The 24174-nt window shown below is 62.4% G+C and carries 23 protein-coding genes and 5 tRNA genes; 22 read left to right on the top strand and 6 right to left on the bottom strand.

Annotated elements, in window-relative coordinates; translation table 11 throughout:
• Positions 1-76: 76 nt before the first annotated feature.
• Positions 77-844 carry a hypothetical protein gene (locus LOY45_RS19055; RefSeq protein WP_115085906.1) on the bottom strand — a complete coding sequence of 256 codons (768 nt, stop codon included), beginning with the start codon at positions 842-844 and terminating at the stop codon, positions 77-79.
• A gap of 336 nt (positions 845-1180) precedes the next feature.
• Here LOY45_RS19055 and LOY45_RS19050 point away from each other — a divergent pair.
• The 5 genes from LOY45_RS19050 to LOY45_RS19030 all read left to right on the top strand — a co-directional run bounded on the left by LOY45_RS19050 (position 1181) and on the right by LOY45_RS19030 (position 1763).
• A tRNA-Glu gene (locus LOY45_RS19050) sits at positions 1181-1256 on the top strand.
• A 2-nt stretch (positions 1257-1258) separates the two neighbouring features.
• A tRNA-Gly gene (locus LOY45_RS19045) sits at positions 1259-1334 on the top strand.
• Between the two features lie 103 nt (positions 1335-1437).
• Positions 1438-1513, top strand: a tRNA-Glu gene (locus LOY45_RS19040).
• 6 nt (positions 1514-1519) lie between these two features.
• Positions 1520-1595, top strand: a tRNA-Gly gene (locus tag LOY45_RS19035).
• Positions 1596-1687: 92 nt separating this feature from the next.
• Positions 1688-1763, top strand: a tRNA-Gly gene (locus tag LOY45_RS19030).
• A 106-nt stretch (positions 1764-1869) separates the two neighbouring features.
• Here LOY45_RS19030 and LOY45_RS19025 read toward each other — a convergent pair.
• Together LOY45_RS19025 and LOY45_RS19020 are read right to left on the bottom strand one after the other, a co-directional pair.
• Complete coding sequence (locus LOY45_RS19025) at positions 1870-2277, bottom strand: PA2817 family protein (RefSeq protein WP_045195203.1); 408 nt, start codon at positions 2275-2277, stop codon at positions 1870-1872.
• A gap of 68 nt (positions 2278-2345) precedes the next feature.
• Positions 2346-4793: an acyl-CoA dehydrogenase gene (locus tag LOY45_RS19020; protein ID WP_258578173.1), complete on the bottom strand. Its 2448-nt coding sequence runs from the start codon at positions 4791-4793 to the stop codon at positions 2346-2348.
• A gap of 183 nt (positions 4794-4976) precedes the next feature.
• Here LOY45_RS19020 and LOY45_RS19015 point away from each other — a divergent pair, with 183 nt between their 5' ends.
• The 3 genes from LOY45_RS19015 (at position 4977) to LOY45_RS19005 (ending at position 7448) form a co-directional block, all read left to right on the top strand.
• Positions 4977-5600: a glutathione S-transferase family protein gene (locus LOY45_RS19015; RefSeq protein ID WP_115085908.1), complete on the top strand. Its 624-nt coding sequence runs from the start codon at positions 4977-4979 to the stop codon at positions 5598-5600.
• Between the two features lie 139 nt (positions 5601-5739).
• On the top strand, positions 5740-6672 hold the full coding sequence (locus LOY45_RS19010; protein ID WP_115085909.1) for an ABC transporter ATP-binding protein: 933 nt from the start codon (positions 5740-5742) through the stop codon (positions 6670-6672).
• Positions 6669-7448, top strand: a complete 780-nt coding sequence (locus LOY45_RS19005; RefSeq protein ID WP_115085910.1) for an ABC transporter permease — start codon at positions 6669-6671, stop codon at positions 7446-7448. The genes LOY45_RS19010 and LOY45_RS19005 overlap by 4 nt, the downstream gene beginning before the upstream one ends.
• On the opposite strand, the gene LOY45_RS19000 is transcribed toward LOY45_RS19005, so the two are convergent.
• Positions 7416-7958: a DUF2062 domain-containing protein gene (locus LOY45_RS19000; protein WP_115085911.1), complete on the bottom strand. Its 543-nt coding sequence runs from the start codon at positions 7956-7958 to the stop codon at positions 7416-7418. The genes LOY45_RS19005 and LOY45_RS19000 overlap by 33 nt on opposite strands.
• Positions 7959-8101: 143 nt before the next feature.
• Here LOY45_RS19000 and LOY45_RS18995 point away from each other — a divergent pair, with 143 nt between their 5' ends.
• From LOY45_RS18995 to murB, 8 genes are all read left to right on the top strand, one after another.
• Positions 8102-10324 (top strand): DNA internalization-related competence protein ComEC/Rec2, encoded by a 2223-nt coding sequence (locus LOY45_RS18995; RefSeq protein WP_258578172.1) that lies wholly within the window; start codon positions 8102-8104, stop codon positions 10322-10324.
• Positions 10325-10394: 70 nt separating this feature from the next.
• Positions 10395-11030, top strand: a complete 636-nt coding sequence (locus tag LOY45_RS18990; RefSeq protein ID WP_166675661.1) for a MotA/TolQ/ExbB proton channel family protein — start codon at positions 10395-10397, stop codon at positions 11028-11030.
• Positions 11027-11458 (top strand): ExbD/TolR family protein, encoded by a 432-nt coding sequence (locus LOY45_RS18985; RefSeq protein ID WP_010223210.1) that lies wholly within the window; start codon positions 11027-11029, stop codon positions 11456-11458. Before LOY45_RS18990 ends, LOY45_RS18985 begins: the two co-directional genes overlap by 4 nt.
• Positions 11458-12468: a tetraacyldisaccharide 4'-kinase gene (gene lpxK / locus LOY45_RS18980; RefSeq protein ID WP_115085914.1), complete on the top strand. Its 1011-nt coding sequence runs from the start codon at positions 11458-11460 to the stop codon at positions 12466-12468. The genes LOY45_RS18985 and lpxK overlap by 1 nt, the downstream gene beginning before the upstream one ends.
• Positions 12469-12506: 38 nt before the next feature.
• Positions 12507-12692, top strand: coding sequence for a Trm112 family protein (locus LOY45_RS18975; protein ID WP_038994143.1), 186 nt, complete (start codon positions 12507-12509; stop codon positions 12690-12692).
• Positions 12689-13453, top strand: coding sequence for a 3-deoxy-manno-octulosonate cytidylyltransferase (gene kdsB, locus LOY45_RS18970; protein WP_115085915.1), 765 nt, complete (start codon positions 12689-12691; stop codon positions 13451-13453). Before LOY45_RS18975 ends, kdsB begins: the two co-directional genes overlap by 4 nt.
• Positions 13453-13917, top strand: coding sequence for a low molecular weight protein-tyrosine-phosphatase (locus LOY45_RS18965; protein ID WP_115085916.1), 465 nt, complete (start codon positions 13453-13455; stop codon positions 13915-13917). Before kdsB ends, LOY45_RS18965 begins: the two co-directional genes overlap by 1 nt.
• Positions 13914-14933, top strand: coding sequence for a UDP-N-acetylmuramate dehydrogenase (gene murB, locus LOY45_RS18960; protein WP_258578171.1), 1020 nt, complete (start codon positions 13914-13916; stop codon positions 14931-14933). The genes LOY45_RS18965 and murB overlap by 4 nt, the downstream gene beginning before the upstream one ends.
• A 162-nt stretch (positions 14934-15095) precedes the next feature.
• Here the strand turns inward: murB and rne are convergent, their stop codons facing one another.
• Positions 15096-18242 carry a ribonuclease E gene (rne, locus tag LOY45_RS18955; RefSeq protein ID WP_258578170.1) on the bottom strand — a complete coding sequence of 1049 codons (3147 nt, stop codon included), beginning with the start codon at positions 18240-18242 and terminating at the stop codon, positions 15096-15098.
• A gap of 745 nt (positions 18243-18987) precedes the next feature.
• Here rne and rluC point away from each other — a divergent pair.
• The 3 genes from rluC to LOY45_RS18940 are packed head-to-tail and all read left to right on the top strand — an operon-like array spanning position 18988 to position 21602.
• Entirely contained in the window at positions 18988-19944 is a 957-nt protein-coding gene (gene rluC, locus LOY45_RS18950) for a 23S rRNA pseudouridine(955/2504/2580) synthase RluC (protein ID WP_115085919.1), read from the top strand.
• The gene (locus LOY45_RS18945) at positions 19934-20626 is read left to right on the top strand and encodes an HAD family hydrolase (protein ID WP_115085920.1); all 693 of its coding nucleotides are present in this window, start codon (positions 19934-19936) and stop codon (positions 20624-20626) included. Before rluC ends, LOY45_RS18945 begins: the two co-directional genes overlap by 11 nt.
• Positions 20619-21602: a S49 family peptidase gene (locus tag LOY45_RS18940; protein ID WP_115085921.1), complete on the top strand. Its 984-nt coding sequence runs from the start codon at positions 20619-20621 to the stop codon at positions 21600-21602. The genes LOY45_RS18945 and LOY45_RS18940 overlap by 8 nt, the downstream gene beginning before the upstream one ends.
• 104 nt (positions 21603-21706) lie before the next feature.
• Here LOY45_RS18940 and LOY45_RS18935 read toward each other — a convergent pair whose 3' ends face one another.
• On the bottom strand, positions 21707-22285 hold the full coding sequence (locus LOY45_RS18935; protein ID WP_115085922.1) for a Maf family protein: 579 nt from the start codon (positions 22283-22285) through the stop codon (positions 21707-21709).
• A 95-nt stretch (positions 22286-22380) separates the two neighbouring features.
• On the opposite strand from LOY45_RS18935, the gene LOY45_RS18930 reads away from it, so the two are divergent.
• The 3 genes from LOY45_RS18930 to plsX are packed head-to-tail and all read left to right on the top strand — an operon-like array spanning position 22381 to position 24118.
• Positions 22381-22908: a YceD family protein gene (locus tag LOY45_RS18930; RefSeq protein WP_115085923.1), complete on the top strand. Its 528-nt coding sequence runs from the start codon at positions 22381-22383 to the stop codon at positions 22906-22908.
• 13 nt (positions 22909-22921) lie between these two features.
• Positions 22922-23104 carry a 50S ribosomal protein L32 gene (gene rpmF, locus LOY45_RS18925; protein WP_010223221.1) on the top strand — a complete coding sequence of 61 codons (183 nt, stop codon included), beginning with the start codon at positions 22922-22924 and terminating at the stop codon, positions 23102-23104.
• 3 nt (positions 23105-23107) lie between these two features.
• On the top strand, positions 23108-24118 hold the full coding sequence (gene plsX, locus LOY45_RS18920) for a phosphate acyltransferase PlsX (RefSeq protein ID WP_115085924.1): 1011 nt from the start codon (positions 23108-23110) through the stop codon (positions 24116-24118).
• Positions 24119-24174: the final 56 nt, after the last annotated feature.

The following is a 24174-nucleotide window of genomic DNA, read 5'->3' as shown; positions in this document are numbered from 1 at the left end:
GGGGCAAGCCCGCTCCTACAAGTGCGAATCCTGTAGGAGCGGCGGTGCGACGCCTCGACTTGCCCCGCGAAGCTTGTCAGTCGTAAATGACCTTTTTCTTCCAGTCTTCGGTGGTGTCGGTCTTCAAGCCTTCGGTCAGGGCGTTGGTTTCGTCCTCGGCCGGTTCCAGCTGGCTCAGCACCTGGGCATTGGCCCGGGCCAGAAGCTTCTCCATGTATTCCAGCTGCTCGCGGTAAACCGCCGGGTCAGGCTGTTTGCGCAGGTACTGCACGCCACGCTCGAACGCCAGGCGCGCATGCCCCGGCTGGTTCTGTTGCAGCGCCTGCTGGCCGAGGTTGTTGAAGAACTCGATGTGCAACAACACCAGAATGTGACGGACTTCCTTGACCCAGTACTTGGCTTCGTTGGTCGGCAGGAAGCCTTCCTGGGCGGCGCGGGTGATCTGGTTGTGCATGCCCTCGAGCAGGAAGCGCACATCCTTGGCCCGGGCTTCGGTCTGGATCGGCATTGGCGGGTTGTTCACCGGCAGTGCTTCGCCTTTGGCGATCAAGCCTTCGAGTTCGGCAATCCGCGCCTTGATATCCCGGCTGTGCTTGTCCAGGGTCAGCCGACGCTGGTTGAGGTTGAGCTCCAGGCGGGTCAGCAGCAGCTTGAGCGCTGGAGTCATCAACTGGCCGGGGAAGGTTTCGGTGATTTCGCCACAACGGCGCAAGCGCTCGGCCAGCTCGATCTTCAGCCGGGCACGCTCGAGCTTGTTGTTCTCGACCACATTGTTCAGGTAGCCGATCACGATCAATAATGCGATCCCCGCTACTATAAGCAGGGTGATCAGAAGTGGTGTCACCGTTAACGCCTCATACAGGATGATTTACTGTTTGAGTGTAGTGGCTAAGCTTTTAGCCGGATAGAGCTGTTTGGCGGTTGCTCGTGGGCAATTGATGGCCTTTTGCTTGTAGATTGCCGTGGCTGCTGGGCCGCAGGCGGGTAGGGGTGTCAGAAAATAATCGTCAAGACCCCGGCGCGCAAAGTCATGGTTCAACAGCGCTAGGCGCCGCGAAGTCATTGATTTAAATAAATTTATACAGAGGGGTTGACGACTTATCAAAGCATCCCTAGAATGCGCGCCACTTGCAGCGTAAAGCACACAGCGAAACGCGGCAGGGAGTGAATGTTGTAGCGTGTCCCCTTCGTCTAGTGGCCTAGGACACCGCCCTTTCACGGCGGTAACAGGGGTTCGAGTCCCCTAGGGGACGCCAATGCGGGAATAGCTCAGTTGGTAGAGCACGACCTTGCCAAGGTCGGGGTCGCGAGTTCGAGTCTCGTTTCCCGCTCCAGTTTACAAAGGCTTTGCTTAACGGCAGGGCTTGTAAAAACCCAGCGTCAAATCGTTATGGTTTGAGTTGGTAACTGAAGCATGCATTGCATGTTTCGGGCGTCGTCCCCTTCGTCTAGTGGCCTAGGACACCGCCCTTTCACGGCGGTAACAGGGGTTCGAGTCCCCTAGGGGACGCCATTTTTTGCGGGAATAGCTCAGTTGGTAGAGCACGACCTTGCCAAGGTCGGGGTCGCGAGTTCGAGTCTCGTTTCCCGCTCCAAATATGGTGCTCCAGCGTTTGATAACGCTGTAGTGATGGAGCAAGTGCAACAGCGCTTGTTCTTGCCGGGTTTACCGGTCGCTACAAAATTTGCGGGAATAGCTCAGTTGGTAGAGCACGACCTTGCCAAGGTCGGGGTCGCGAGTTCGAGTCTCGTTTCCCGCTCCAAATAAAGAAACGCCGTTCGTTTGAACGGCGTTTTTTTTCGTCTCGATTATTTAATCGCTGGCTGTGGGCGGCAGGGCTGTTTGTCAGCCCTGCACACCTTCATCGCTTAATGCTTGCTGTCGTCGTCCGACATGCTCAGCAGCTGTTTTTCCTGGTTCCAGTCGAAGGGTTCGTCATTCTGCTCGGCTTCGAAGCGGCGCTCTTCCAGTTCCTGGTACATGTCCAGTTCGTTCTCCGGCATGAAGTGCAGGCAGTCGCCGCCAAAGAACCACAGCAGGTCGCGTGGCACCAGGTGCGCGACCTGTGGATAGCGCTGGATGACCTGGCACATCAGGTCCTGGCCAAGATAGGTGCTTTCCGGGTCGACGGGCAGTTGCAGCATCAGATCGTCGAAGCGCTCCAGAAACAGCGCGTGGCTTTCTTCCGGCACCTGCTCGGCTTCGCCCAGGGCAACCAGGATGGTGCGCAGGTGGGTGAGCAGGGCGAGATGGTATTCCAGGCGATCGGTAGCCATGCAGGCAGTCCTCTTGAGCAAAAACGGGCGCGGGAGTATACGGCTCCCGGCGCCCGATGTCCCGGCCCTTAGCGAATCTTGCCGTCAGCCGGTAGCAGTTGCTCCTTGTCGAAGGCATCGACGTCGATCACCCGCCGGCGTGCCGACTCAGCGGCATACAGGCTTTGCGCCTCGCTGGCCTGGAGTACGCCGGCATGCAGGGCCGCGTCGATTACCGACTCGCCCGGAGCAGGGACAACCTGGCCGCTCTTGAGTGCCTGATGCAATTTTTTGCGCAGTGGCTCACCTGCACTGAGTTGATCGTAAGCCTGTTGCAGGGCGGCAACCGGGTCACCGTCCGCTTGTGGCCGGTAACAACCGGCAAGCAGCTCTTCCAGGGCCGGGTCGCCCTTGGCCCGGCCGATCAGCTCGGCGATTTCGGCGTCCAGTTCATCGCCTGGCCCGGTGTGACGGCGGCCGAAGGGGAATACCACCAGGCGCAGGGCGCAGCCGAGGAAGCGGTTTGGGAAGTTGTCGAGCAGCCGGTCCAGGGCTTTTTCAGCCTGGCCGAGGCTCTCTTCCAGGGCCCAGCGCAGCAATGGTTGCAGGTGCTCGGGCGAATTCAGGTCGTGGTAACGCTTGAGCGCCGCCGAGCTCAGGTACAGGTGGCTGAGCACATCGCCCAGGCGTGCCGACAAACGCTCGCGACGCTTGAGCTCGCCACCGAGGAGCATCATGCACAGGTCGGCGAGCAGGGCGAAGGCCGCCGCCTGGCGGTTGAGCGCGCGGAAGTAGCCCTGGCTCAAGGCGTCGCCTGGGACTTTCTCGAAGTGACCCAGGCCCAGGCCGAGCACCAGGGTGCTGGCGGCGTTACCCACGGCGAAGCCGATGTGCTGCATCAGCAGGTGATCGAACTCCTTGAGCGCCTGGTCGTGGTCTTCGCGACCGGCCAGGGCCATTTCCTTGAGCACGAACGGATGGCAGCGAATCGCCCCCTGGCCGAAGATCATCAGGTTGCGCGAGAGGATGTTGGCGCCCTCGACGGTGATGAAGATCGGCGCTCCCTGCCAATTGCGCCCCAGGTAGTTGTTCGGGCCCATGATGATGCCCTTGCCGCCGTGCACATCCATGGCGTGCTGGATGCATTCGCGGCCGCGCTCGGTAAGGTGGTACTTGAGAATCGCCGAGAGTACCGAAGGCTTCTCGCCCAGGTCCACGGCCTTGGCGGTGAGCAGGCGCGCGCTATCCATCAGGAAGGCGTTGCCGCCGATCCGGGCCAGGGATTCCTGGATGCCTTCGAAGGCTGCCAGCGGCACATTGAACTGCTCGCGGATGCGGGCGTACTGGCCGGTGACCAGGCTGGTGTACTTGGCTGCGCCGGTACCCACGGCCGGCAGGGAAATCGAGCGGCCAACCGACAGGCAGTTCATCAGCATCATCCAGCCCTTGCCGAGCATGTCCTGGCCGCCGATGAGGAAGTCCAGCGGCACAAATACATCCTTGCCGCTGTTGGGACCGTTCATGAAAGCGGCCCCCAGGGGCAGGTGGCGCTTGCCGATCTCGACACCGGGGGTGTCGGTGGGAATCAGTGCCAGGCTGATGCCCAGCTCTTCCTTGTCGCCCAGCAGGTGCTCAGGGTCGTAGGCCTTGAACGCCAGGCCGAGCAGGGTGGCGACCGGGCCGAGGGTGATGTAGCGCTTTTCCCAGTTCAGGCGCAGGCCGATAACTTCCTCGCCTTGCCATTGGCCTTTGCAGATGATCCCGGTATCGGGCATGGCGCCGGCGTCGGAGCCGGCCAGCGGGCCGGTGAGGGCGAAGCAGGGGATCTCGTCGCCGCGGGCCAGGCGTGGCAGGTAATGATTGCGTTGCTCGTCGGTGCCGTAGTGCAGCAACAGTTCGGCCGGGCCCAGGGAGTTGGGCACCATCACGGTCGAGGCGAGGTCACCGCTACGGGTTGCAAGCTTCATCGCCACCTGCGAGTGGGCGTAGGCCGAGAAGCCCTTGCCGCCGTATTCCCTGGGAATGATCAGGGCGAAGAAACCGTGGCTCTTGATGTGCTCCCAGGCGTCTGGCGGCAGGTCCAGGTCCTGGCCGATCTGCCAGTCGCTGACCATCGCGCAGAGTTCTTCGGTGGGGCCATCGATGAACGCCTGTTCTTCTTCCGTGAGTTCGGCCTTGGAGTAGCCGAGCAAGGTGTTCCAGTCCGGGCGGCCGCTGAACAGCTCGCCGTCCCACCACACGGTGCCGGCGTCGATGGCTTCGCGTTCGGTCTGCGACATCGGCGGCAGGGTGCGCTGGAACCAGCCGAACAGCGGTGCGGTAAGCACTTTGCGGCGCAGGTCGGGGAGCAGCAGGGGGGCAGCCACTGCGGCCAGCAGCAGCCAGAAAATCGTCAGCAGCCAGCCTGGCGCGTGGCTGCAAATGCCCATCGCCAGCAGGTACAGGGCAACGATGCCCAGCGCCGGCAAGGCGGCGATGCGACGGTGGGCCAGGTACGCCACGCCGATCACCAGGACCACTAACCACAACAGCAACATAGGAATTCCTCCGTGAAACATTGGGGCATTTCGCCATCCATCGAAGCTTAGACCGCATCCGCTAAACGGCTTGTCTGAACAGTGACAGGACATGAACTCAGGAGTTCGCCTGGATGCCAAACGATTGCCAGCGCGACCGCCTGGAGTAGACTGGGCGACCAGCCAAATCATCAGGGAAATATCATGCTCAAGATCTGGGGCAGGAAGAATTCGTCGAATGTCAGGAAAGCACTGTGGTGCGCCGAAGAGCTGGGTCTTGAATATGAGTCGATCGATGCCGGTGGCGCCTTCGGCCTGGTGAACGAACCGCAGTACCGGGCACTGAACCCCAACGGCCTGGTGCCGATGATCGAAGACAATGGCCTGGTGCTCTGGGAGTCCAATGCCATCGTGCGTTACCTGTCGGCGCAGTATGGCAGCGCGTCTGGCTGGTATGAGGCGGATGCGCGCAAGCGCGCCGAGGCCGACAAGTGGATGGACTGGGTCACTTCTTCCCTGGCCACACCGTTCCGCCCGTTGTTCTGGGGCATCCTGCGTACGCCTGCCGAGCAGCAAGACTGGGTGGCCATCAATGCCGCGCACAAGACCTGTGCGCAGTTGCTGTCGATTGCTGACCAGGCCCTGGCGCATAAGCCGTACCTGTCCGGCAGCGTCCTGGGCATGGGCGATATCCCCCTGGGCTGCTTTGCCTACGCCTGGTTCGAGATGCCCATCGAGCGCCCCGAGATGCGCCACTTGCGTGCCTGGTACGAGCGCTTGCAGGAGCGTCCGGCCTACCAGGCGGCGGTGATGACCGCGCTGACCTGATCAAGGCGGTCAACCTGATAGTTATTATCGATATACATGACTGTACTTGTCTGGCACGGACAAGCACCATGATCATATTCACTGCGGCTGGCCTTGTCCGGCTGCGTCTAGAACCTTCCAAACTGGTACGCGACCCGCTATGAGTTCTGCTCTGTCCATAAGGCAGCTAACCAAAACCTACGGCAACGGTTTCCAGGCCCTCAAGGGTATTGACCTGGATGTCGCCGAAGGTGACTTCTTCGCCTTGCTCGGCCCCAATGGCGCCGGCAAATCCACCACCATCGGCATCCTCTCGACCCTGGTCAACAAAACCAGTGGCAGCGTGAACATCTTCGGTCACGACCTCGATCGCCAACCCGCCGCGCTCAAGCGCTGCATCGGCGTGGTGCCGCAGGAATTCAACTTCAACCAGTTCGAAAAGACCTTCGACATCGTCGTGACCCAGGCCGGTTACTACGGCATCCCGGCCAAAGTGGCCAGGGAGCGTGCCGAGCAGTACCTGACCCAGCTCGGTCTGTGGGACAAGCGCGATGTACCGTCGCGTTCGCTGTCCGGCGGCATGAAGCGCCGGTTGATGATCGCCCGCGCCCTGATCCACGAGCCGCGCCTGTTGATTCTCGACGAGCCGACCGCGGGCGTCGATATCGAGCTGCGCCGTTCGATGTGGAGCTTTCTTACCGAGCTCAACCAGAAAGGCATCACCATCATCCTCACCACCCATTACCTGGAAGAGGCTGAACAGCTGTGCCGTCACATCGGCATCATCGACCACGGCACCATCGTCGAGAACACCAGCATGCGGGCATTGCTCAGCAAGCTGCACGTCGAGACCTTCCTGCTCGACCTCAAGCAGGACCTGCCCCAGGCGCCAAGCCTGGTCGGTTATCCGTGCCGGTTGATCACCCCGCATACCCTGGAAGTGCAAGTCGACAAGGAAGTGGGCATCACTGCGCTGTTCGGCCAGCTGGCACTACAGAACATCGAGGTGCAGAGCCTGCGCAACAAGACCAATCGTCTCGAGGAGCTGTTCGTGTCCCTGGTTGAGAAAAACCTGGCAAAGGTGGCGGTATGAGTTCGGAACTGAGCGCCAACCTGGTCGCCCTCAACACTATCGTCTACCGCGAAGTGCGTCGTTTCACCCGGATCTGGCCGCAGACCCTGCTGCCCCCGGCGATCACCATGGTCCTGTACTTCGTGATCTTCGGTAACCTGATCGGCCGTCAGATCGGCGACATGGGCGGCTTTACCTACATGGAGTACATCGTCCCGGGGCTGATCATGATGTCGGTGATCACCAACTCCTACGGCAACGTGGTGTCGAGCTTTTTCGGGAGCAAGTTCCAGCGCTCGATCGAGGAGTTGATGGTGTCGCCGGTGTCGCCGCACACCATCCTCGTCGGCTACACCCTGGGCGGCGTGTTGCGCGGCCTGGCGGTGGGGGTGATCGTGACCTTGCTGTCGTTGTTCTTCACCGACCTGCAGGTGCATCACCTGGGCGTGACCATAGTCGTGGTGCTGCTGACGGCGACGATTTTCTCGCTGTTGGGCTTCATCAACGCCGTGTTCGCACGCAATTTCGATGATATCTCGATCATTCCGACCTTCGTGCTCACGCCGTTGACCTACCTGGGTGGGGTGTTCTACTCGATTACCCTGCTGCCGCCATTCTGGCAGACCGTGTCGATGGCCAACCCGGTGCTGCACATGGTCAACTCGTTCCGCTATGGCATTCTCGGCGTGTCGGATATCCGTATTGGCGTAGCCATCAGCTTCATGCTGGTCGCCACTGCGGTACTGTACGTCGGATGCGCGCGCCTACTGGTCAGCGGGCGAGGAATGCGCACCTGATTGCTTGACCTTGCGCCGGCGCCACTGCCGGCCTACCCACCAGCGCCAATAGAGCATGGTCAGGCAGTAGGCGAGGGCGCCGAGCAACACGCCACACACCACCGAGCCGAGCAAGAACGGCTGCCACAAGGTCGACAGCTGGTCGGTGATCCACTCGAAGGTCAGTTCTTCAGGCAGGGTGCGCGGCGGGATCTGCATCAGCCAGGCGCCCATCTGGTAGGTGCAGAAGAACACCGGCGGCATGGTGATCGGGTTGGTCAGCCACACCAGGCTGACCGCGATCGGCATGTTGCCGCGCACCATGATCGCCAGGCTGGCGGCCAGCAGCATCTGCATCGGAATCGGAATGAAGGCGGCGAACAGGCCGACGGCCATGGCGCGCGCAACCGAATGCCGGTTGAGGTGCCAGAGGTTGGGGTCGTGCAACAGCCGGCCGAGAAAGCGTAAGGATTTGTGTTCCCTGATGCTGGTCGGATCGGGCATGTAGCGTTTGAAGAGACGACGCGGCATGTGGGGTCTCGGCAATCTGAAGGGTGCCAGTATGCACGGATTCTAAAACTGCCTTATTCAGACTTTGTGACAATTATTTAGCGAGCTGTTGCTGTCACTGATCTAAGCCTCAGGGGGTGGTTTACTTCTGGAGCTTCACGCTTATGCGCACAGGGATGTTGGCGCTTGCACTCGGGCTGATCAGTCTCGGGTTCCTACCGGTCTTGCCGTCCGTCTGGACACTTGTCCTGCTGACATTTATCGGGCTTTCCAGTCTGCCTTCAAGGCTCTGGCCAATCGGGCTGTTTCTGTTGGGACTGAGCTGGGCCTGTGTCTCGGCGCAATTGGCGCTGGATGAGCGCCTGGCGCCGCAGCTCGATGGCCGTACCCTGTGGATAGAAGGCCGGGTCACCGGCTTGCCGGAGCAGGGGGCGCGCTCGGTGCGGTTCGAGTTGAGCGACGCCGAGTCGCGTCGCGGACAATTGCCGCCACGGCTGCAGCTCAGCTGGTTCGGTGGGCCAGCGGTCAACAGCGGTGAATATTGGCGATTGGCCGTCAGCCTCAAACGCCCCTCTGGCTTGCTCAATCCTCACGGCCCGGATCAGGAAGCCAGCCTGTTGGCGCGACGTATCGGCGCGACCGGTAGTGTCAAGGCCGGGGAACGTCTGCTGCCAGCGACGGCGGCATGGCGTGATGGCCTGCGCCAGCGCTTGCTGGCGGTCGATGCCCAGGGCCGAGAGGCGACGCTGGTGGCGTTGATTCTGGGCGATGGTGGCGGGTTGGCGCGGCAAGACTGGCAAGTGCTGCAGGCTACCGGCACGGTGCACTTGCTGGTGATATCTGGTCAGCACGTGGGCCTGCTGGCCGGGCTGGTGTACGCCTTGATTGCCGGGCTTGCGCGCCTGGGCTGGTGGCCGCAAAGGCTGCCCTGGCTGCCTTGGGCGTGCGCGCTGGCATTTGCCGCGGCGCTGGCCTACGGCTTGCTGGCCGGTTTTCAGGTGCCGGTGCAGCGGGCGTGCATGATGCTAGCCATGGTGCTGCTCTGGCGCCTGCGTTTTCGCCACCTGGGCGTTGGCTTACCGCTGTTGCTGGCGCTGAATGCGGTGCTGCTGTGGGAGCCACTGGCCAGCTTGCAGCCAGGTTTCTGGCTGTCATTCATGGCCGTGGCCATTCTGATCTTCACCTTCAGCGGCCGCCTTGGCGCCTGGAACCCCTGGCTGGCCTGGAGTCGCGCCCAGTGGTTGATCGCCATCGGCTTGTTGCCGGTGTTGCTGGCGCAAGGTTTGCCGGTGAGCCTGACGGCACCACTGATCAACCTGCTGGCAGTACCGTGGATCAGTCTTGCTGTCTTGCCCTTGGCGTTGCTCGGCACCCTGTTGCTGCCCGTGCGGTATCTGGGGGAGGGGCTGCTATGGCTGGCTGGTGGTGTGCTCGATGGCTTGTTCCGCTTGCTGGCTGAAGTCGCTTTATGGCGACCGGCATGGCTACCTCAACCGCTGCCTTTCTGGGCCTGGTTATTGGTGTGCCTGGGGGCGTTCCTGCTGCTGTTACCGCGCGGCTTGCCTATGCGGGTGCTCGGCTGGCCATTGCTACTGCTGGCAGTGTTTGCGCCGAGAGAGCGCGTGCCGGTGGGGCAGGTCGAGGTTTGGCAGCTGGATGTCGGCCAGGGGCTGGCTTTTGTTTTGCGCACCCGTCACCACGCCATGCTCTATGACGCGGGCCCCGCCATGGGCGATTTCGATCTGGGTGAGAGGGTGGTGTTGCCCAGCTTGCGCAAGCTGGGTGTGCGCAAGCTTGACCTGATGTTGCTCAGTCATGCTGACGCCGACCATGCCGGTGGTGCCCGCGCCGTGCAACGCGGCTTGCCGGTGTTGCGGGTGCTTGGCGGGGAAGCCGCGGCCTTGCCTGAGGTGCTGAAGGCGCAGCCTTGCAGCAGTGGCGAACACTGGCAGTGGGACGGGGTGGGTTTTTCCCTCTGGCAATGGCATGAGGCTGGCGACAGCAACCAGGATTCCTGTGTGCTGCTGGTCGAGGCGCAAGGCGAGAAGCTGCTGCTGACCGGCGATCTCGATGCCCGTGGCGAGCGGGCGTGGGCGCGGGACTGGCAGGCGGGCCGGATCGACTGGCTGCAATCGCCCCATCACGGCAGTCGCAGCTCATCCAGCGAGGCCTTGTTGAAGGCGACTGCGCCGCGTGGCGTGCTGATCTCCCGCGGGCGTTACAACGCCTTCGGTCACCCTCACCGGGAGGTGATGGCACGCTACCGGACGCACGGTATCCAGGCCTACGACAATGTCGAGCACGGTGCGCTGCGCCTGCAACTGGGGGTGTTCGGCGAGCCGCAGGGCCTGCGCGCACAACGGCGTTTCTGGCGCGAACCGAGATGACGACCTTCGGCAGATGAGCCCCCTGGGGTCCTATGGTAAAGTGGCGGACTTTTTTGAGGGGATGCTTACTGTGTGGGAATTGGTCAAGTCCGGTGGCTGGATGATGCTGCCGATCATTCTGAGCTCCATCGCTGCCATGGCGATCGTCGCCGAGCGTCTCTGGACCTTGCGCGCCAGCCGGGTCACGCCACCGCACCTGCTTGGCCAGGTGTGGATGTGGATCAAGGACAAACAGCTCACCAGTGACAAACTCAAGGCCCTGCGCGCCGACTCGCCGCTGGGTGAGATCCTTGCCGCGGGCCTGGCCAACTCACGCCATGGCCGCGAAATCATGAAGGAATGCATCGAAGAGGCCGCCGCCCGGGTCATCCACGAACTGGAACGCTACATCAATGCCCTGGGCACCATCGCTGCCATGGCGCCGCTGCTCGGCCTGCTCGGCACCGTGCTGGGCATGATCGATATCTTCAGTGCCTTCATGGGCACCGGCATGTCCACCAACGCCGCAGTACTGGCCGGTGGTATCTCCAAGGCGCTGATCACCACGGCAGCCGGCCTGATGGTCGGTATCCCGGCGGTGTTCTTCCACCGTTTCCTGCAACGCCGTATCGATGAGCTGGTGGTTGGCATGGAGCAGGAAGCGATCAAGCTGGTCGAAGTGGTGCAGGGCGACCGCGATGTCGACCTGGCCGAGGGCAAGGCGTGAAATTCCGGCGCAAGCCACGGGAGACCGTGGACATCAACCTGGCCTCGTTGATCGACGTGGTGTTCATCCTGCTGTTGTTCTTCGTGGTCACCACCACCTTCACCCGCGAAACCCAGCTGCGCGTCGAACTGCCGGAGTCGGTAAGCGGCGCGCCGGCACCGGATTCGGAGCTCAAGCAACTGGACATCACCATCAGCGCCGATGGCGTCTACTCGGTGAACAACCACCTGTTGCCCAAGAGCGACCTGGCGACCCTGACCGAAGCCCTGCAGCAGGAATCCGCAGGTGATACCAAACTGCCGTTGTCGATCAGCGCCGACGGCAAGACCCCGCATCAGGCGGTGGTTACTGCCATGGATGCGGCCGGCAAGCTCGGTTTCAGCCAGTTGCGCATGACCACGGTCGAGGCGGCTCAGGGGACACCCTGATGGCTTTTGCCGATCGCCTGCTCGATGCCTGGTACGCCGGGCATCCGGCCCTGGGGCTGCTGCGTCCGCTCGAAGCCCTCTATCGGCGGGTGGTGCTGGGCAAGCGCGCGCGTTTTCTCAGCGGTGAAAGCCAGAGTTACCGTGCGCCAGTGCCGGTGATCGTGGTGGGAAACATCACCGTCGGCGGTACCGGCAAAACCCCGATGATCCTCTGGTTGATCGAGCATTGCCGCCAGCAAGGCCTGCGCGTCGGCGTGGTCAGCCGTGGTTATGGCGCCAAGCCGCCGCAGCTGCCGTGGCGCGTGCGTGCCGAGCAGAGCGCGGCCGAGGCGGGCGATGAGCCTTTGCTGATCGTTCAGCGCAGCGGCGTGCCGTTGATGATCGACCCGGACCGTTCGCGTGCGGTGCAAGCCTTGCTGGCCAGCGAGCCGCTGGACCTGATCCTCTGTGATGACGGCATGCAGCACTACCGTCTGGCCCGTGATCTGGAGCTGGTGCTGATCGACGCCGCCCGCGGCCTGGGCAATCGCCGCTGCCTGCCGGCCGGCCCCTTGCGCGAGCCGGTGGAGCGCTTGCAGGACGTCGATGCGGTGCTCTACAACGGCGCCACGGCGGACCGGGCAGATGGTTTTGCCTTTGCCCTGCAGCCCACCGCGCTGGTCAATCTGCGCAGTGGCGAGCGTCACGGCCTCGACTGTTTTCCGCCCGGCCAGGCCCTGCACGCAGTGGCCGGCATTGGTAACCCGCAACGTTTCTTCAATACCCTGCAGGGGCTAAACTGGCGGCCTGTGCCACACCCTTTTGCCGATCATGCCGAGTACAGCGAGCAGGCCCTGAGCTTCACCCCTGCGCTGCCTTTGGTCATGACCGAGAAGGACGCGGTCAAATGCCGCGCCTTCGCTGCCGACGACTGGTGGTACCTTGCGGTCGATGCTGTGCCTTCGCCGGCCTTTCAGGCCTGGTTCGATGCTCAGCTTGCACGCTTGCTGCCCGGGTCGCGGCCCTCCTGATTCGTTTCTTTTTCCGGCCACTGGCCTGAGGAATTTCCATGGACACCAAATTGCTCGATATCCTTGCCTGCCCGATCTGCAAGGGCCCGCTCAAGCTCAGCGCCGACAAGACCGAGCTGATCAGCAAGGGTGCCGGTCTCGCCTACCCGATCCGCGACGGCATCCCGGTGATGCTTGAAAGCGAAGCCCGCACCCTGACCGATGACGAGCGTCTGGACAAATGAGCCTGGCCTTTACCGTTGTGATTCCGGCGCGGCTGCGCTCCACGCGCTTGCCGGGCAAGCCATTGCTGCCGATCGCCGGCAAGCCGATGATCCAGCACGTCTGGGAACAGGCGCGCAGAAGCAGCGCCAGCCGCGTGGTAATTGCCACCGATGACGCGGGCATCTTCAAGGTCTGCGAGGCCTTCGGCGCCGAAGTGCTGATGACCCGCGAAGACCATGACTCCGGTACCGACCGCCTGGCCGAAGTGGCTGCCAAGCTGGGCCTGGCTGCCGATGCCATCGTGGTCAACGTCCAGGGTGACGAGCCGCTGATTCCGCCGGTGATCATCGATCAGGTGGCGGCCAACCTGGCTGCCCATCCGGAGGCGGGTATCGCCACCCTGGCCGAACCGATCAGCGACGTCGAAGCGCTGTTCAACCCCAATGCGGTCAAGGTGGTCAGCGATTGCAACGGTCTGGCCCTGACCTTCAGCCGCGCACCGTTGCCCTGGGCGCGGGATGCCCTGGCGCAGAGCCGCGAGCAACTGCCGCAAGGTGTGCCGTACCGCCGTCATATCGGCATGTACGCCTACCGGGCCGGCTTCCTGCAGGATTTCGTCGCCTGGGGTCCGTGCTGGCTGGAGAAGACCGAATCGCTGGAACAACTGCGGGCCCTCTGGCATGGCGTGCGTATTCACGTTGCCGATGCCATCGATGCGCCGCCGGTGGGGGTCGACACCCCTGAAGACCTGGAGCGCGTACGGCGCTTGCTGGAGGCCTGATGCGGGTTTTGTTCGTGTGCCTGGGCAATATCTGCCGCTCGCCCACCGCCGAAGGCGTGCTGCGGCAACAATTGCAGGCTGAAGGTCTGGGTGAGTTGATCGAAGTGGCGTCGGCCGGTACCGGTGACTGGCATGTCGGCAAGCAGCCGGATACCCGCACCTGCCGCACTGCGCGCATGCGTGGCTATGACTTGTCGCAACAGCGTGCGCAGCAGATCAAGGCCGCGCACTTCAATGAATGCGACCTGATCCTGGCCATGGACAAGAGCAATCTTGGCCATCTGCAGGCCATGCGCCCGGCCGGGGCCAAGGCCGAGCTGGACCTGTTCCTGCGCCGCTATGAAGGCGCGCTGGACGAGGTGCCGGATCCTTACTACGGCGCCGAGCAGGATTTCGAAGAGGTCCTCGACCTGATCGAAGCCGCCTGCAGTCGTTTGGTCATCGAACTCAAGGGTCGTCTATGAGCGTGCAGTGGCAGCAACAGGTATCGCTCAAGCCGTATAACACCTTTGGCATCGATGTGAGGGCTCGGTACTTCACCGAAGCCCACAACGACGATGAGGTGCGGCAGGCGTTGGCCCAGGCGGGTGAGCAGGGTGTGCCGGTGCTGGTGGTGGGTGGCGGTAGCAACCTGCTGTTGACCGCCGATATCCAGGCGCTGGTGCTGCGCATGGCCAGCCGTGGCCTGCGCATCCTGACTGAGCGCGGCGAGCGGGTTGTGGTCGAGGCCGAAGCTGGCGAACCCTGGCATCCGTTCGTGCAGTGGAGCTTGTCCCAGGGGCTGGCCGGGCTGGAGAACCTCAGCTTGATCCCCGGCACGGTGGGCGCCGCGCCGATGCAGAACATTGGCGCCTACGGTGTCGAGATCAAGGATGTGTTCGCCGGGCTTACCGCGCTGGATCGCCAGACCGGTGAACTGCGCGACTTCAGCCTGGAAGAGTGCGCCTTTGCCTACCGTGACAGCCTGTTCAAGCGTAATCCGGGGCGCTGGGTGATCCTGCGTGTGCGCTTTGCCTTGAGTCGGGTCATGCATGCCCATCTGGATTACGGCCCGGTGCGTCAGCGCCTGAGCGAGCAGGGCGTCAGTCAGCCGACCGCGCAAAACGTCAGTGATGCGATTTGCAGCATTCGGCGGGAGAAGCTGCCCGATCCGCTTGAGCTGGGTAATGCCGGGAGTTTCTTCAAGAACCCGGTGGTGGCTGCAGTGCTGGCCGACAGGATCCGTTTGCAGTATCCGGGGCTGGTGGCTTATCCACAGGCTGATGGCCAGTTCAAGCTGGCTGCCGGTTGGTTGATCGAGCAGGCGGGCTGGAAGGGCCATCGTGAAGGCGATGCCGGGGTGCACCGCTTGCAGTCGTTGGTGCTGGTCAATTATGGCCAGGCGACCGGGGTGCAGTTGCATCATCTGGCGCAGAAAATCCAGGCCGATATCCTTGAGCGCTTCGGGGTTGAGCTGGAAATGGAGCCGAACCTGTACTGAATACGCTGTGTTGTTCTGTGGGGGCGGGCTTGCCCCGCGATTGAGATACAGGTGTTGCCTGCTGTGCTGGCTACACTGGCAATATCGCGGGGCAAGCCCGCTCCCACAGGCCATAAAAAAGCCCCGCCAGTTACCTGGCGGGGCTTTTTTCAGCCTGGATGATCAGACGAGCGGTTTATGCTCTTCTGCGGTTTCCAGTTTCTCTTCGACCACTTGTTCAGCCGGTGCAGCAGGCGCTTCTTCAGCGACTACGGCAGCGCTGGCTTCGGCGGCGACCGCTGCAGCGGCGGCTGCGGCAGCTTCGGCTTCACGCTTGCGACGGCGTACTTCACGTGGATCGTTCGGCGCGCGACCGCTGCTGGTCAGGGCGCTGGCCGGTGCTTCGACAGCAGGTGCCGGCTCTTCAACCGGTGCTGGCTCGACAACTGGCGCAGGCGCTTCGACTGCTTCGACGGCAACCACTGGCTCGGCCACAACCGGTGCCTGGACTTCAGGCTCTGGCTCGACCGCGGCAACAGGCTCGACCACTTCAGCTGGCGCAGCAACAGGGGCTTCGACTACTGGAGCGATACTGGCTTCTACTGCTGCTGGTGCTTCGACCGGGGCAGTAAAGGGTTGCTCGACAACCGGTGCGGCAGCGACTTCAGCAGCCTGAGCGGTTTCAACCACTTCGGCGACTTCAGAGGCTTCAACCACTGGCTGAGCAGCTTCGACGACGACGGTTTCGCTGGCAGCAACTTCAACAACAGCCGGCTCTTCGACTGTGGCAGTGGCGCGTTCGGCCTGCTGGTTGGCTTCGGCTTCGGCAGCGGCGCTGATGTTGCTGGTGGCAACAGCGGCAGTCACGGCCAGGCCAGCGGCCAGTTCAGCACCCAGCTCGGTGGCTTGCGGCTGCTCTTCGCTGCCTTCTTCCGAACCTTCTACCAGGTTGCCGTTGGCATCGCGTTGACGCTCGCGACGGTTGCTGCGGCGACGCTGGCCACGGGAGCGGCGGCGAGGGCGTTCGCCTTCGGTGCCTTCCAGGTTGTCATCCTGCAGCAGCTCTTCGTTCGGCAGTTGCTCTTCAGCAGCTTCAGCAGCCTGTTCGGCTGGGCGAGGCTGACGCTCTTCACGCGGCGGACGCGGTTGGCGCTCTTCACGTGGGGCACGTTCTTCACGCGGAGCACGTTCTTCGCGCGGTGCGCGCTCTTCACGTGGTGCGCGTTCTTCACGAGGCTGACGCTCTTCGCGCGGGGCGCGTTCAGGGCGTTCTTCGCTTACGGCCGGGGTGGCTGCGTCCAGTGGCTCGCGCAGTTCGCGGACCGGACGGTCCTCGCGAGGGCGGCGCTCTTCACGTGGTGCGCGTGGTTGACGCTCTTCACGCGGTTGACGTGGTGCGCGCTCTTCACGGGCAGGTGCTTCTTCGCGGGCTTCGCGTGGCTGACGCTCTTCACGTGGGGCGCGCTCGGCACGTTCTTCACGCGGTTTGCGGTCTTCATCACGGCGGCCGTTGCGGTTGCGGCTCTGCTGGCGACCGTTGCGGCGTTCTTCGTTGCGCTGCGGGCGTTCGGTGGCAGGCTTCTCGGCAACCACAGGCGCTGCGGCGGCAGGTTCGTCCTTGCCGGCGAACAGGCTGACCAGCGACTTCACCAGACCTTTGAACAGGCTTGGCTCAGGTGTGTGCTGGACCGGAGCGGCCACTGGTGTGGCAGCTTCGGAAGGTACCGGGGCGTTGGCGCGGGCCGGAGCGGTCTTGACGGCGGCTTCCTGGCGCACCAGGGTGCGGGTGGCGGCAGTCGGCTGGACTTCTTCGGTCTCGGCGGCGGTGATTTCGTAGCTGGACTGGCCGCTAAGGGCTTCCGGGCTGTCGTCGCGCAGGCGCTGGACTTCGAAATGCGGGGTTTCCAGGTGATCGTTCGGCAGAATGACGATACGGGCCCGGGTGCGCAGCTCGATCTTGGTGATCGAATTGCGTTTTTCGTTGAGCAGGAAGGCTGCAACCGGAATCGGCACTTGGGCGCGGACTTCGGCGGTGCGGTCTTTCAGGGCTTCTTCTTCGATCAGGCGCAGGATGGCCAGCGACAGCGATTCGACGTCACGGATGATGCCGGTGCCGCTGCAGCGTGGGCAGACGATGCCGCTGCTTTCGCCAAGCGATGGGCGCAGGCGCTGACGGGACATTTCCAGCAGGCCGAAGCGCGAGATGCGGCCAACCTGTACACGGGCACGGTCGGCTTCCAGGCATTCGCGGACTTTTTCTTCCACGGCGCGCTGGTTCTTGGCCGGGGTCATGTCGATGAAGTCGATCACGATCAGGCCGCCGATGTCACGCAGACGCAGCTGGCGGGCGATTTCCTCAGCCGCTTCCAGGTTGGTCTGCAGGGCGGTTTCCTCGATGTCGCTGCCTTTGGTGGCGCGCGCCGAGTTGATGTCGATGGAGACCAGGGCTTCGGTCGGGTCGATGACGATCGAGCCGCCGGACGGCAGGTCGACGACGCGCTGGAAGGCGGTTTCGATCTGGCTTTCGATCTGGAAACGGTTGAACAGCGGCACGCTGTCTTCGTACAGCTTGATCTTGCTGGCGTACTGCGGCATCACCTGGCGGATGAAGGTCAGGGCTTCTTCCTGGGCGTCGATGCTGTCGATCAGTACTTCGCCGATATCCTGACGCAGGTAGTCACGGATGGCGCGGATGATGACGTTGCTTTCCTGGTAGATCAGGAATGGCGCGGCGCGGTCCTGGGAGGCTTCCTTGATCGCGGTCCACAGCTGCAGCAGGTAGTCGAGGTCCCACTGCATTTCTTCGCTGCTGCGGCCAAGGCCGGCAGTGCGCACGATCAGGCCCATGTCGGCAGGGGCGACCAGGCCGTTGAGGGCCTCGCGCAGTTCGTTGCGCTCTTCGCCTTCGATGCGACGGGAGATGCCACCGGCACGCGGGTTGTTCGGCATCAGTACCAGGTAACGACCGGCCAGGCTGATGAAGGTGGTCAGGGCAGCGCCCTTGTTGCCGCGCTCTTCTTTCTCGACCTGGACGATGACTTCCTGGCCTTCGCTGAGCACTTCCTTGATGTTCACCCGGCCTTCGGGCGACTTCTTGAAGTATTCGCGGGAGATTTCCTTCAGCGGCAGGAAGCCGTGACGCTCGGAGCCGAAGTCGACGAAAGCGGCTTCAAGGCTAGGTTCGATCCGGGTGATCCGGCCTTTGTAGATGTTGGCCTTCTTCTGCTCACGCGCGCCGGACTCGATGTCCAGGTCGTAGAGACGTTGGCCGTCCACCAGAGCTACACGCAACTCTTCGGGTTGAGTCGCGTTAATCAGCATTCTTTTCATGTAATACCGTCGGTTTCCGGGCTGCCGGAAACGGCGTTCGGCACACACGACTTCTCACGGTCTGTGTCAGGTGCGCAAGGGGTGGCGGGCCACCCCCGTGTCCAGCAACTTTCGAGTCCGACTGGTCACCCAGTACTGCCGAAGTCGCGACGACGCGTCCTGCTTGCTGTGGTGTCAAATGCACTCAGTCAGGAGGAGGAATCAGCCTTCGGCCGTGGACGCCCGTGGGGCATCTTGATCAAGACCGGGTCCGGTCGCCTGGCCAATAGGCCGGTGGACTGGACGCAGTGCTACACGGTCCGACGGTTGTGCATCTCCACCCTACACGTATCCCTGATAATTCGGGTGCTGCCGCGCGCTGAATCCGCAACGGGTTGCATTTTCGCCAGCTCCATACGGGAGCCCGCGCCTTTTATGTCCAAGGCTGGTATTTCCGAAGCCGTCGCCATGACTGCGTGAAATTGACGGCACTGACAGAGTGGCAGCGAAAAAAAACGTGGGGGAGGGTGAAATACCGCTCTTGTAGTTTTTTATCGGTCTTCTCTGCGCGGCGCTGGTGGCGATTCCAGGCATTTCTGTAAACTGGCGAAAGCCCCGTCGGACGGCCTCGCGTCCTCGAGAATTGCGTCGGTCAGGGCCGGCTATAAGCCGTGAGTCCGCTGGCCAGCCGCTTTTGGCGGCGTTCGCGACTATAGCAGCAATCATTAAGTGCTTCAAATCCATAAAAAATTGTTATGATTGGCAAATGACGACTAATGCCCCTCCGACCTCCGGCGTCCAGCTGATCGAGGTCGCGCCGGAACTTGCCGGCCAACGAATCGATAATTTTCTCATCACTGCGCTCAAGGGTGTTCCCAAGACCTTGATTTACCGCATTTTGCGTAAAGGCGAAGTGCGCGTGAACAAGGGCCGGATCAAGCCCGAGTACAAGTTGCAGGCCGGTGACATCGTGCGCGTGCCGCCCGTTCGTCTGCCTGAGCGCGACGAACCGGTGCCGGTGGCCCAGGGTTTGCTTCAACGTCTCGAGGCGGCGATCGTCTACGAAGACAAGGCCCTGATTGTGCTCAACAAACCCGCCGGCATTGCCGTGCATGGTGGCAGCGGCCTGAATTTTGGTGTGATCGAAGCCTTTCGTCAGATGCGTCCGGATGCCAAGGAGCTGGAGCTGGTCCATCGCCTGGACCGCGACACCTCTGGCCTGTTGATGATCGCCAAGAAGCGCAGCATGTTGCGTCACCTGCACGCCGCCCTGCGTGGTGATGGTGTCGACAAGCGCTACATGGCGCTGGTTCGCGGTCACTGGGCCACCGCCAAGAAGCAGGTCAATGCCCCGTTGCTCAAGAGCAACCTGCGCTCCGGCGAGCGCATGGTTGAGGTCAACGACGAGGGTAAAGAGGCGCTGACGATCTTCCGTGTGCTGCGCCGTTTCGGCGAGTTCGCGACGATTGTCGAGGCGCGGCCGATCACCGGGCGCACCCACCAGATTCGCGTGCATGCCCTGCATGCCGGGCATTGCATCGCCGGCGACAGCAAGTATGGCGATGAAGATTTCACCCGCGAGATCCGCGACCTGGGTGGCAAGCGCCTGTTCCTGCATGCCTACGCCCTGACCGTGCCGCTGCCTGATGGCGGCGAGCTCAAGCTCGAGGCGCCGGTGGACGATATGTGGGCCAAGACCGTGGAGCGCCTGAGTGCAGCGTGATTACGATCTGCTGATCTTTGACTGGGACGGCACCCTCGCCGATTCCATTGGCCGGATTGTCGAGGCCATGCACCTGGCCGCCGGTCGCGCGGGCTATGCGACCTGCGATGACGAGGCGGTCAAGGGTATAATTGGCCTGGCGTTGCCCGAAGCCATCAGTGTGCTGTATCCGCACCTCGATGCTGTCCAGGTGGCTGCGTTCCGCCAGCATTACGCTGACGTCTACATGGCTCTGGACGACCAGCCTTCACCACTGTTCGACGGTGTGGTCGAGTCGCTGGAGGGCTTTCGTGCCGAGGGCTATCGCCTGGCGGTGGCTACCGGCAAGGCCCGCCGCGGGCTTGATCGGGTGTTGCGCGCCAACGGTTGGGAGGGTTACTTCGACATCACCAGGGCGGCCGACGAGAGTCGCGGCAAGCCGCACCCGCAGATGCTCGAGGAGATCCTTGCTCATTGCCAGGTCGAGCCGCAGCGTGCGTTGATGGTCGGAGATTCATCATTCGACCTGTTGATGGCCAGCAATGCCGGCATGCATTCGGTCGCGGTTGGCTACGGCGCCATGTCGCTGGAGGCCTTGAGTGCCTTCGGGCCACAGGTGTGTATCGATCATTTTTCGCAGTTGCAGGCCTGGCTTCGTCGCTCGCCTGTGGCGGCACATTCCAGGGTAGGTGAGCATGGCTGACGAGTGGAAGGCGCCCAGCGCCGAAGGCAACGAAGAGCAGAAGAGCTGGAAGCTGCTGGAGAAAACCCTGCTGGCCGGTGTTCAGGAGCAGCGTCGGGCCCGGCGCTGGGGGATTTTCTTCAAGCTGCTGACCTTCGTCTATCTGTTCGGCATCCTTGCCCTGTTTACTCCATTGATGGACATGGACAAGACGGCCTCGCGCAGTGTCAGCCATACCGCGCTGGTCGAAGTGCGCGGCATGATCGCTGACCAGGAGCCAGCCAGCGCCGACAATATCGTGGGTGGTCTGCGTGAAGCGTTCAAGGACCCGAAAACCAAGGCGGTGATCCTGCGCATCAACAGCCCGGGTGGCAGTCCGGTGCAGTCGGGTTACATCTACGATGAAATTCGCCGTCTGCGCGCCGAATACCCGGCAATCAAGCTGTACGCCGTCATCAGTGACCTGGGGGCTTCCGGTGCCTATTACATTGCCAGTGCTGCTGATCAGATCTACGCCGACAAGGCCAGCCTGGTTGGATCCATCGGTGTGACTGCGGCCGGTTACGGTTTTGTCGGTACCATGGAGAAGCTGGGTGTCGAGCGCCGTACCTATACTGCGGGTGAGCACAAGGCCTTCCTCGATCCGTTTCAGCCGCAAAAGCCTGCGGAGACGGCGTTCTGGCAGGGTGTGCTGGAAACCACCCACAAGCAGTTCATTGCCAGCGTCAAGCAGGGCCGTGGCGAGCGCCTCAAGGACAAAGAGCACCCTGAACTGTTCAGTGGCCTGATCTGGTCGGGCGAGCAAGCATTGGCGCTGGGGTTGGTGGATGGCTTGGGCAGTGCTGGCTATGTGGCGCGCGAGGTGGTGGGGGAGAAGGAGTTGGTTGACTTCACTGTCGAGGAGTCGCCGTTCGACCGCTTCTCCAAGCGCCTGGGTGCCAGTGTTGCCGAGCACCTGGCCATGTGGATGGGTTTCCAGGGGCCATCGCTGCGCTGATTGTCTGGTGCATTGAAAAAGCCGACCCTTCGAGGTCGGCTTTTTATTTGTGTAGGAGCGGGCTCGCCCCGCGATATCGATATGACCGCTTGCTCCCGCAGGCGTCAGGGCAGGTTCACGCCTTCAGTCAGCAGCATATCCACCAGGCGAATCAGCGGCAGGCCGATCAGGCTGGTGGCATCCACCCCGTGGGTGCTCTGGAACAGGCTCACACCCAGGCCTTCGGCCTTGAAGCTGCCGGCACAGTCGTAGGGTTGCTCGGCGCGCAGATAGCGCTCGATGCGCGGCAGGTCCAGCTCGCGCATGTTCACCGTGAAGGGCACGCAGTCGACCTGGCAGTGGCCGGTAGCGCTGTTGAGCAGCGCCAGGCCGGTTAGAAAGGTGACGTGATTGCCGCTGGCGGCCAGCAGTTGCTCGCAGGCGCGTTCAAAGGTGTGGGGTTTGCCGAGGATCTGCTCGCCAAGCACGGCGACCTGGTCGGAGCCAATGATCAGGTGTCCGGGGTGGCTGTCGGCCAGGGCCTGGGCTTTCTCCCGGGCCAGGCGTTTGACCAGGTCAAGGGCGGGTTCTTCAATCAGGCGTTGTTCGTCGATATCCGGGGACGCCCAGCTAAATGGCAGGCGCAGGCGTTCGAGCAGTTCGCGCCGGTAAGGTGAGCTGGAAGCCAGTAATAAAGGCAGCATGATAGACTCCTGGGCAGGTGAAACGATTCTAACATGCTGAACGGGGCCGAATTTCCTTTGACAGGGGCGGGGGTCATCCCTAGAATGCTGCGCCTATGTTGAATGACCCGATTCCACCTCACGTTGACCCGCGCAAATTGGCCGATCGTGGTGTTTCCCTCGAAGGAACACTGCAACTCGCCGATTTGGAGAGACTCTGCGACCCGCTTTCCGACACTGTCGGTACGGTGCAGGCTAAATTCGATTTTGAGCGCGACGAGCAAAAGGCTGTGGTTATCCACACCGACCTGCACGTCGAGGTCAAGATGGTTTGCCAGCGTTGTCTTGAGCTGGTCACCCTGCCGATCCACAGCGAAACTACATACGCCGTGGTGAAGGAGGGTGCGAATACCCAGTCGTTGCCGAAAGGTTATGACGTGCTGGAACTGGGCGAAGATCCTTTGGATCTGCAGGCCTTGGTCGAGGAGGAGCTTCTGCTCGCCTTGCCTATCGTGCCTGCTCATCATCCGGAAGAATGCCAGCAGCCGGCGGGCGCCGATGAGCCCGAACCGAGCAAGGACGAGGTAACACGGTCCAACCCGTTCAGTGTATTGGCGCAGTTAAAGCGTGACCCAAACGTTTAGGAGTTAATCAATTATGGCTGTTCAGCAGAACAAAAAATCCCGCTCTGCCCGTGACATGCGCCGTTCGCACGACGCCCTCTCGGAAAACGCTCTGTCCGTAGAGAAAACCACTGGTGAAGTGCACCTGCGTCACCACGTATCGCCAGAAGGCGTATACCGTGGTCGTAAAGTGATCGACAAGGGCGCTGACGAGTAATCCTTGTCCGCTCAGATCATCGCGATTGACGCAATGGGCGGGGACTTCGGTCCCCGCAGCATTGTTCAGGCGAGTATTGCTTGCCTGTCGGCTACCCCCTCGCTGCACCTGACCCTCGTCGGTCAACCCTCCCTCCTTGAAGATCTTATCGCTGGCCAGTCGGCAGCGGATCGCGCGCGCCTGCAGATCGTGGCCGCCAGCGAAGTGATCGGCATGGACGAGCGGCCGTCCCAGGCGCTGCGCGGCAAGCCCGATTCGTCCATGCGCGTGGCCCTGGAACTATTGCGTGATGGCAAGGTTCACGCCTGCGTGAGTGCCGGCAACACCGGTGCGCTGATGGCGTTGTCGCGCTATGTATTGAAAACCCTGCCCGGCATCGATCGCCCGGCCATGGTTGCCGCCATTCCCACCCAAACCGGTTATTGTCAGCTGCTCGATCTGGGCGCCAATGTCGACTGCAGCGCGGAAAACCTCTACCAGTTCGCCGTGATGGGCTCGGTGGCCGCCCAGGCCCTGGGGATCTCCCGGCCGCGTGTGGCCTTGCTCAACGTCGGCACCGAAGACATCAAGGGTAATCAGCAGGTCAAGCTTGCTGCCAATCTGCTGCAGAACGCCCGCGGTCTGAACTACATCGGCTTCGTCGAAGGTGACGGACTGTACCGTGGCGAGGCGGATGTGGTGGTGTGCGACGGCTTTGTCGGCAATATCCTGCTCAAGTCCAGCGAAGGTCTGGCGACCATGATCGGCTCGCGCATCGAGGCCCTGTTCAAGGGCGGGCTTGGCGCGCGCCTGGCCGGGGCTGTGGCCATGCCGCTGCTGCGGCGGTTGCAGGCGGACCTGGCGCCGGCGCGACATAATGGCGCAAGCTTCCTCGGCCTGCAGGGCATCGTCATCAAAAGTCATGGTTCTGCCGGCGTGCAGGGCTTCCAGAGCGCCATCCAGCGGGCGCTGATCGAGATCCAGGAGAACCTGCCGCAACGCCTGCACGGTCGCCTGGAAGACCTGTTGCTTTAGGCATATGCCTCAGGAAGTGGTTAAATGTGACCGCTTGGTCCTCGTTACCATCCAAC

Origin of the sequence: Pseudomonas wadenswilerensis (genome assembly GCF_024749185.1) — a bacterium.
GTDB lineage: Bacteria > Pseudomonadota > Gammaproteobacteria > Pseudomonadales > Pseudomonadaceae > Aquipseudomonas > Aquipseudomonas wadenswilerensis.
The sequence above is the reverse complement of the archived record's forward strand: the minus strand, read 5'-3'. Positions and strand labels throughout refer to the sequence as shown.

What these genes read in the sequence shown, in the direction of transcription:
- LOY45_RS19025 (WP_045195203.1), bottom strand. Translation starts at nt 2,277, where the DNA reads ATGGCTACCGATCGCCTGGAATACCATCTCGCCCTGCTCACCCACCTG.
- LOY45_RS19020 (WP_258578173.1), bottom strand. Translation starts at nt 4,793, where the DNA reads ATGTTGCTGTTGTGGTTAGTGGTCCTGGTGATCGGCGTGGCGTACCTG.
- LOY45_RS19015 (WP_115085908.1), top strand. Translation starts at nt 4,977, where the DNA reads ATGCTCAAGATCTGGGGCAGGAAGAATTCGTCGAATGTCAGGAAAGCA.
- LOY45_RS19010 (WP_115085909.1), top strand. Translation starts at nt 5,740, where the DNA reads ATGAGTTCTGCTCTGTCCATAAGGCAGCTAACCAAAACCTACGGCAAC.
- LOY45_RS19005 (WP_115085910.1), top strand. Translation starts at nt 6,669, where the DNA reads ATGAGTTCGGAACTGAGCGCCAACCTGGTCGCCCTCAACACTATCGTC.
- LOY45_RS19000 (WP_115085911.1), bottom strand. Translation starts at nt 7,958, where the DNA reads ATGCCGCGTCGTCTCTTCAAACGCTACATGCCCGATCCGACCAGCATC.
- LOY45_RS18995 (WP_258578172.1), top strand. Translation starts at nt 8,102, where the DNA reads ATGCGCACAGGGATGTTGGCGCTTGCACTCGGGCTGATCAGTCTCGGG.
- lpxK (WP_115085914.1), top strand. Translation starts at nt 11,458, where the DNA reads ATGGCTTTTGCCGATCGCCTGCTCGATGCCTGGTACGCCGGGCATCCG.
- LOY45_RS18975 (WP_038994143.1), top strand. Translation starts at nt 12,507, where the DNA reads ATGGACACCAAATTGCTCGATATCCTTGCCTGCCCGATCTGCAAGGGC.
- kdsB (WP_115085915.1), top strand. Translation starts at nt 12,689, where the DNA reads ATGAGCCTGGCCTTTACCGTTGTGATTCCGGCGCGGCTGCGCTCCACG.
- LOY45_RS18965 (WP_115085916.1), top strand. Translation starts at nt 13,453, where the DNA reads ATGCGGGTTTTGTTCGTGTGCCTGGGCAATATCTGCCGCTCGCCCACC.
- murB (WP_258578171.1), top strand. Translation starts at nt 13,914, where the DNA reads ATGAGCGTGCAGTGGCAGCAACAGGTATCGCTCAAGCCGTATAACACC.
- rne (WP_258578170.1), bottom strand. Translation starts at nt 18,242, where the DNA reads ATGAAAAGAATGCTGATTAACGCGACTCAACCCGAAGAGTTGCGTGTA.
- rluC (WP_115085919.1), top strand. Translation starts at nt 18,988, where the DNA reads ATGACGACTAATGCCCCTCCGACCTCCGGCGTCCAGCTGATCGAGGTC.
- LOY45_RS18940 (WP_115085921.1), top strand. Translation starts at nt 20,619, where the DNA reads ATGGCTGACGAGTGGAAGGCGCCCAGCGCCGAAGGCAACGAAGAGCAG.
- LOY45_RS18935 (WP_115085922.1), bottom strand. Translation starts at nt 22,285, where the DNA reads ATGCTGCCTTTATTACTGGCTTCCAGCTCACCTTACCGGCGCGAACTG.
- LOY45_RS18930 (WP_115085923.1), top strand. Translation starts at nt 22,381, where the DNA reads ATGTTGAATGACCCGATTCCACCTCACGTTGACCCGCGCAAATTGGCC.
- rpmF (WP_010223221.1), top strand. Translation starts at nt 22,922, where the DNA reads ATGGCTGTTCAGCAGAACAAAAAATCCCGCTCTGCCCGTGACATGCGC.